The sequence below is a fragment of the Streptomyces longispororuber genome (genome assembly GCF_024448165.1).
GTDB lineage: Bacteria > Actinomycetota > Actinomycetes > Streptomycetales > Streptomycetaceae > Streptomyces > Streptomyces longispororuber_A.
Genome location: NZ_JAMOLN010000355.1, coordinates 1 through 5803, shown reverse-complemented (window position 1 = coordinate 5803; position 5803 = coordinate 1). Strand labels below are relative to the sequence as shown.

4 protein-coding genes are annotated in these 5803 nt (G+C 73.7%); 1 reads left to right on the top strand and 3 read right to left on the bottom strand.

Going from position 1 to position 5803, the window contains the following annotated elements:
- Positions 1 to 124: 124 nt before the first annotated feature.
- Both M4J07_RS46390 and M4J07_RS46385 read right to left on the bottom strand, forming a co-directional pair.
- Complete coding sequence (locus M4J07_RS46390; protein ID WP_255983165.1) at positions 125 to 1525, bottom strand: maltokinase N-terminal cap-like domain-containing protein; 1401 nt, start codon at positions 1523 to 1525, stop codon at positions 125 to 127.
- Between the two features lie 236 nt (positions 1526 to 1761).
- Positions 1762 to 1923 (bottom strand): hypothetical protein, encoded by a 162-nt coding sequence (locus M4J07_RS46385; protein ID WP_255983163.1) that lies wholly within the window; start codon positions 1921 to 1923, stop codon positions 1762 to 1764.
- 176 nt (positions 1924 to 2099) lie between these two features.
- Between M4J07_RS46385 and M4J07_RS46380 the strand changes: the two genes are divergently transcribed.
- The gene (locus tag M4J07_RS46380; protein WP_255983161.1) at positions 2100 to 5579 is read left to right on the top strand and encodes a helix-turn-helix domain-containing protein; all 3480 of its coding nucleotides are present in this window, start codon (positions 2100 to 2102) and stop codon (positions 5577 to 5579) included.
- Here the strand turns inward: M4J07_RS46380 and M4J07_RS46375 are convergent.
- On the bottom strand, positions 5546 to 5803 hold a 258-nt coding region (locus tag M4J07_RS46375), incomplete at its 5' end, for an alpha-glucosidase C-terminal domain-containing protein (protein ID WP_255983160.1). The genes M4J07_RS46380 and M4J07_RS46375 overlap by 34 nt on opposite strands.

Genomic DNA, 5803 nt, shown 5'->3' with positions numbered 1-5803 from the left:
GTGTTGTGGTTGCTCGCGCAGTTCCCCGCGCCGCTTGGGCGGCTGGCGGGTCGGTGTTTCGTGGGTGGGTGCGGGGGTGTTGTGGCTGGTCGCGCAGTTCCCCGCGCCCCTTGTGGGCCTTGGGTCAGGTGTTGTTCTCCTCTGCCAGCCTTGCCAGGGCCGCCATCGGGACCGGGAGCCAGTCCGGGCGGTGGCGGGCCTCGTACAGGGACTCGTAGATCGCCTTGTCCGTCTCGTAGGCGCGCAGCAGGACCGGGTCGGTGCGCGGGTCCCAGCCGGAGGCCTCCGCGTAGCCGGTGCAGAAGGTGGCGCGGCAGGACCGGGACCAGGCCGGGTTCCAGGGGCGGTGGGAGCGGGCCGCGTAGTCGAAGGAGCGGAGCATGCCGGCGATGTCCCGGTGCGGGGGGTGCGGCATGCGGCGTTCCGCGAGCGGCCGGGACGGCTCGCCCTCGAAGTCGATCAGCTTCCAGGTGCCGGAAGGTTCCCGCAGACACTGGCCGAGGTGGAGGTCGCCGTGGACGCGCTGGGCCCGCCAGGTGCGGCCGTCGGCGGCGAGGCCCGCCAGTGCCTCGAAGGAACTGCGCAGCGCGGGGACGAACGGGAGCAGCGCGGGCACCTGCTGGGCGGTCGATTCGAGCCGGTCGGTCATCGTCGCCGCGAGCTGTTCGGTCTGGGCGCGGGTGAACGTGACCGTGGGCAGGGCGCGGGCCAGCGCCAGGTGGACCTCGGCGGTGGTCCGGCCGAGCGCGTGCGCCTCCGCCGTGAAGTCCTCCTGCTTGGTGAGGTGTCCGAGGGCCAGGTCCCAGCCGTCGGCGGCACCCTTGAGGTACGGCTGGAGCACGCCGAGGGTGGTCGTCTCGCCGCCGGCCGTGCCGTTCGGCCCGTACGTCTCGAACCAGGCGACCGGCTCCGGGACTCGGTCGCAGCCCTCGCGGGCCAGCGCGAGGGGGAGTTCGAGGTCGGGGTTGGTGCCGGGCAGGACCCGGCGGAACAGTTTGGCGATGAGCCGGTCGCCGTACACGACCGAGGAGTTGGACTGCTCGGCGCGCAGCGGCCGGGGGACGAGGCCGCGCGGGACGTGGCCGCCCGGGCCGCGGTGGAAGCGCAGCGGGCCGAGGGCGCCGGGTATGCGGAGACGTTCCAGCAGGACGGACGCCTGACGCGGGTCCTGCAGCGCGTCGTACGCGGTGCGGCCGGCCAGCGGGCCGCGCGTGATGTGGCCGATCGCGGCGGGGGCGAGGTGCGGAGGGAGCATCTGCGTGGTGCCGACGAGGAGTTGGTAGCAGTCGCCCGGTCCCTCCTCGGCCGGGGGCTGATGGGCGCGCAGCAGCAGGTGCAGCAGGGCCGACCGGGGCAGGAGCGGGGTGACCGCGTCGAGGGTGAAGCCGGTGACGGGGCGGCCCTTCCCGGCGAACCAGCGCTGGCGCGGCAGCCACTCCCGCAGCAACGGATCGAGGGACGTGAGCAGTTCGGGACCGCCCTCGCCCCAGGCGTGGGCGGCGGGCCGGGCTGCGGCTTCCGACATGGCGTCGCGTCCTTTCCCCGGGAACGCGCGGCGGGCGGTGCGAGCCGGTCCCGGGTGCCGAGATGCTGTCCAGAGGTGGAGACGTGCCGAGTACGGGGGGATCCGTGGCGCAGGCCGGGACACCCGGCAGGAGGAGTGGCGCCTGCCCGCACGATATTCGTGGAGAGTGCCCAGGGAAAGCCCCGGAAAACAGGCTTTGGCTGCTTCTTGGGCTTTCGGTCCGGCGAACTCACGTGTCATCGCCGCCGGTTCGGCCGGAACGCGTCGACGAGGATCCGGACGATGCGCTCCGCGGCGCGGCGGCGGGCGGCGGAGCGGGACCAGACGGCGGGGAGGAGGACGGCGGCGAAGAGGGTGAGGGCGAGGAGGGCGGCGGCCGTGGTGAGGGGGAGGTTCACGGTGACTCCAGGTGGGCGGGTCGGTCGGGTGCCACCACGGTGAACCGGGCCGGGACGCCCTGGCGCGGACCCCGAACTCTTCCGAAGCGGCCGCCTTCCGCGCAGGTCAGCCCTACGCTTCGGAGCGGTGCGCCGAAGGGTTCCGAAGGGTTGCGAAGAGCGGGAGGTGCGGTGTCGTGCCGCGGGAACGACGCAGTGGGCCGGTGGCCGACTTCTGTGAGCAACTACGGCTTCTCGTAAGGGATTCGGGGCTGTCGCAGAGCCAACTCGCCCAGCGGGTGGGCAAGTCGGGGGCCGCGGTGTCCGAACTGCTCAACGGACGGCGTACGCGACCGCCTGCCTGGGACGACGTGCGTCGGATCGTCGACTGCTGCGGTGCGGCGAAGGGGCTCGACGGGCGGTCGCGTGGTGTGGAGGTGGAGGCGTGGCGGTACCGGCACGGGAGCGTCGTCGAGCTGTACGAGGCGGTGGTCAGGCTCGACCGGCCGCTTGAGCCCGGACCCGATTCCCCGCCCGTTGCCCAGCCCGCTTTCCGGCCCGTTTCCCCGCCCGGCTCCGGGCCGACGGTGAAGGCGGAGCCGGACACCTTCACAGGGCCCCGCTTCCGCGTCGATCCCCGGTCGGTGCCGACGGCGTCGGAGACCGGCTGGGTCCGGTGCCTGCGCCTGCTGACCGCCGCGGGCGACTACCCCGTGCGTCTGCGGGAGTTGCTCGACGAAGAGGACCACGAGGCCTTTCTGCGGCGGCTGCACGAGGTGTGCCACCAGGTCCTGGACGAGTTCCCGGACCGGGTGCGGGCAGCGGACCGGCTGGCCCGCACGGTGGCCTGCCACGCCGTTCTGCCGGTGGCGCGGCTGACCGCTCTGCTCGACGCGCACTCCGAGGAACTCGCGGCTCGGCCGACGACGCGCCGGTGGACCGAGGCCATGGAGGACTTCGTCGACGAGATGGCCTACGGGCCGGACGGTCCCCGTCCCGTCGGCGAGGGACGGGAGCCCTGGGAGGACGGACTCGGGGACCGGCTCCGCCGTGCGCTGGGCGGCGGTCGCCCGAGCGTCGACCTGCGGGCGGCAGCCGCTCGGCTGGCGGCCCTCGTGGAGCATCTGGCCTTCTACGAGCCCGAGTTGTGGCTGCTCCTGGGGGAGTGGTCGCAGGTGCCCTCGGGAACCGGGACCGCGCTGGACGGCCTGCCGGAAGCCCTCTCGTCGTCCCCCGACTCCCTTCCGTGCACCTCCGACGCCGCACGGACCGTGGCGGGACGCCCGGCCAGGGAGCTGGGCCGCCCTCTCGTGGCGGGGGTCGAAGCCGCGGCAGGGGACACGCCGGGGTCCGCTCCGGTGGTCATCCCGCGCCTCGACACCGGTTACGTCGACCCTGCCGCCCGGTGGGCCGTCCTGCACGACGACGCCGTGCCGTACGCCGAGACCTGGTGGGCCACGCAGTCCGCCGACGTGCCGGTCGGCCTGCGGCTCGCCGCGCACTTCAGCGGAGTGGCCGCGCTGCACGTACCGCTGCTCGTGCTGGGCCACCCCGGTGTCGGCAAGTCGCTGCTCACCCGCGTCACCATGGCGCGACTGCCCGCCGACGACTTCCTGCCCGTCCGGGTGGAACTGCGGTCCGTCGCGGCGGACGCCCCGGTCCAGCGCCAGATCGAGGAAGCGCTGGAGCAACTGCTCGGCGAACGCGTCGGCTGGCCCGACCTGGTGCGCGGGGCGCCGGGGCGGATCCCGGTGGTCCTCCTGGACGGCTTCGACGAGCTGCTCCAGGCCGCGGAGACGGAGTACTGGGACTATCTCCAGGAGGTCGCCGACTTCCAGGCGCGGGAGATGGCGGCGGGGCGCCCGCTGGCGGTCGTCGTCACGAGCCGGACCGTCGTCATGCACCGCGTCCGCGTCCCCGACTGCACCCGGGCGCTGTGCCTGGAACCGTTCGGCGAGCGGCACCGGCGCCGCTGGCTGGAGGTGTGGAACGCCGCGAACCGCGGCTACTTCACGTCCAGCGGACTGCGCCCCCTGGACCCGGCCGTCCTCGACGACCGGCTCGAACTCGCCGCGCAGCCCCTGCTGTTGTTGCTGCTCGCCCTCTACGACTCCGTGGACAACGGGCTCGCTCGCGCACAGGAGAGCCGGGCCAGCGGCGCGGAACTGTTCGAGCGCCTGCTGCTCGGCTTCCTGCGCCGGCAGGTCCGCAAGCGGCACGCCCGTGACCCTGGTCCGTCCGTCGTGGACCGTGAGGCCGAGCAGGAGATGGCACGGCTCGGGGTGGTGGCCCTCGCCATGTTCACCCGCGGGCAGCAGAGCGTCGGCGCGGAGCAGGTCGCGTCGGACGCGAGGGCGCTGCTCGGCGTGGACGCGGGCTGGGCCGACGACCGGGCCTTCGGCCGCTTCTTCTTCATCCACGAGGCGCAGGCCCGGGTACACGGCAGGAACCGGCGTACGTACGAGTTCCTGCACGCCACGTTCAACGAGTACCTGGTGGCCCGCACCATCTGGCGGGCGCTGCGGACCGCGGCCCGGCCGACCGGTCCGGAGGGGGGCCGGGCCCCGCTGCCGGTGGGCCCGCTCTCCTTCGCGCAGTTCACGGATCGTGCGCAGGTGCTGGAACGGCTGGCCGAGATGGGGGCGGCGGCCGAACCCGCCGAGTCGTGGGCGCTGGCGGACACGATCCCGCGGCTGCTCGGCGAGGCGCTGAACGGCGCGCTGCCGCCCGCCGATCCGGCCTACGAACCCAAACCCGTGCCCCCGCTGACCCGTCTCGCCCACTACACCTCCAACCTCGTGCTGCTCCACACCATGTGGTTCTCCGGGGTCTCCGTCTCGAAGCTGCTGGGCACCAGGGACGCCCCCGCGGCCTGGCACCGCCTGTCCGGCCTGTGGGAGTCGCAGCTGGACGCCGAGGAGTGGGACGACCTGACCCGGCACCTCGTGGTGGACCGCACCTGGTACGCCAGGCCCGAGACGCCGGACGAGCCCGTGCGTGACCTCCGTCTGCGGTGGGCCGCGCACGACGAACCGGCCGGGCTCGGCGCGGCGGGACCCGACTGGTTCGCCCAGGAGCCGGGGAACGCGGGCACGATCAGGGACGGCCTGGCCCGAAGGGCCGCCTTCCGGTGCAGCCTCGACCAGCAGCTGCTGCTGCGCGGAGACGGCGCCATGCCGTACCGGGCCGGCCGGGTGCGGGAGGCGGGAGCGGAGCGCGTGGGGGTCTCGACCCGGAGCGGTGATCCGAGCGAGCGGATGGTCGCGAGCCTCGTGGCGCTCCTGACGCCCGGGCATCCCAGGGCCCAGCAGGACTCGACGGCCCTGCACACCGCGTGTCTGCAGGCGCTGGGCACCGCGGCACCGTCCCGCTCGACCCAGGACCTGGTCACCTGGGCCGTGGCGGCCGCGCTCGTGCGCGACCTGCCGTGGCTGGAGACGCGGGAGGCCTGCGCCCGGATCAGCGAGACGGTGCAGTGGGGCGACCGGTTGCGGGTGGGCGAGGAGGTGCTGCACACCCTGGCCCCGGCGGTGCACGAACTGCGCAGGCGCGACGACGTGTCGCGACAGGAGGCGGCGCACCTGGACGCGCTGGCGAAGCGCCTTCCGCGCACCGCCGGTCGCACCCCTGAGGAGCAACCGCGTCAGATTCCGTCCTTCCGCAGCCGGAACCAGTAGAAGCCGTGTCCTGCGAGGGTGAGCAGGTACGGGAGTTCACCGATGGCCGGGAAGCGGACGCCGCCGATCAGTTCCACCGGGTGCCGTCCGTTGAAGGTGCGCAGGTCGAGTTCGGTGGGCTGGGCGAAGCGCGAGAAGTTGTGCACGCACAGCACCAGGTCGTCCTTGTACTCGCGCAGGAACGCGATCACCGCCGGGTTCGACGAGGACAGTTCCGTGTACGA

Excerpts from the sequence above, each read along its gene's own strand:
- M4J07_RS46390 (WP_255983165.1), bottom strand. The coding sequence starts at position 1,525 with ATGTCGGAAGCCGCAGCCCGGCCCGCCGCCCACGCCTGGGGCGAGGGC.